Origin of the sequence: Corynebacterium sp. MSK122 (genome assembly GCF_030229435.2) — a bacterium.
GTDB classification, from domain to species: domain Bacteria; phylum Actinomycetota; class Actinomycetes; order Mycobacteriales; family Mycobacteriaceae; genus Corynebacterium; species Corynebacterium marquesiae.
Genome location: NZ_JASPHV020000055.1, coordinates 1 through 1,447 on the forward strand (window position 1 = coordinate 1; position 1,447 = coordinate 1,447).

The 1,447-nt window shown below is 51.5% G+C and carries 1 protein-coding gene; it reads right to left on the minus strand.

The window, feature by feature from the left end; genetic code table 11:
* Positions 1-34: 34 nt before the first annotated feature.
* A partial coding sequence (locus QP934_RS11400; RefSeq protein WP_419127579.1) for an IS3 family transposase occupies positions 35-1,447 on the minus strand: 1,413 nt, incomplete at its 5' end.

Here is a 1,447-nt window from a genome sequence, read left to right on the forward strand (position 1 = left end):
GGGGATGCGGACACTTTGTTGGACAGTTTCAGTTTCATGCTAGTTGAAGCATGCGGTGCTCTTCGATGCTTACGCCGCCTAGGCTGACTTTGATCCGGCTGGTGTTGTAAAAGTTGATGTATTCGCTGATCGCTGTTTCAAGTTCTTGAGTGGTCTGCCATTTTTTGCCGTAGTACATTTCATTTTTCAATCGGCCGAAAAATCCCTCACAGGCTGCGTTATCAGGGCTGCATCCTTTCTTAGACATCGATCGCACAATGCCATGCCGAACGGTAAGTCCGTGCCAACTTCGTCCTCTGTAGTGGGCGCCGCGATCGGAATGAATTATCAAACTGCCATCTGCGGATGGGTGTTCCGACTCGATGGCTTGCTCTAAGGTGGATTCGGCCAATTCCATCGTCGGGTGGGTACTTGTTTTAGCAGCGACTACTTTGCCGTCGTAGCAATCAATTATCGCCGACAAGTAGACTCGGCCCTCTCTAGCTGCAAAGACACTGATGTCTGTAAGCCATAGTTTGTTCGGTCGATCTGCATGGAAATTACGGTTGACTAGGTTGGCTGGGGCATCATCGATTTCACCTTGATAGCTGGAATACTTCCACGCGCGTTTCGCATACCGCGGAGAAATCCCCTCTTCTTGCATCAGGCGCCGAACAACTTTTTCACTGACGACTATCCCCCGGTGACGCAACTCCCACCATAGTCGCCGATACCCATACGTGTGGCGGGCGCTTGCCTGTATCTCGTGTAGCAATTCACGCAGGTGAGCATGCCTATCGGGCCTCTCGCGACGACTGAGCTGGTAGTAATAACTTGATGCTGCAAGCCCGACCGCTTCTAACAACATCGGTAGCGGGAATGTATCGCGTAACGCGCCAACCACATCGGTCTTATCGCTATTGCTTAGATGACCGGGGATGACGCTGTCGTCTTTTTTTACTAAGTCCAACTCCTTTTCCAACACAGCCTTTTCAACCATCACCTGGGATAACTGCTTCTTTAGTTCATCAGGATCATCCGGCAATGATTTTTCAAAAGCAGCCTTCGTCGGTATCCGAAGGTGCTCCTCACGTTCCTTCTTGCTCATCAGGCCTATCGGTCCTTCTTCTCGGTGTCGCTGTGCCCAAGAATAGACACTCATCTCCGAGACCAATCCGCATTCCTGGGCGATATCGGCAGGACGCCACCCGTTGCTAAACAACTCAACAGCCCTCAGCTTTGTCTGCCATGAGTAGCGCGAAAGGGTGCGAGCCTGCTTACGGGGCCGGCCTGGCTTGTTTGGTTGACGCAGCCATTTGTAAAGCGTCCACGCCCCAGGATAGCCAAGCTCACGAATAGTCTTGGTAACTGATTGCGTGCGTTTATAAACCTGGATGGCTCGACGTCGCTCTTCTTTGGTATACGAACGATTCATGATGGAATTCTCCAAAATTCCGTCCGCATCCCC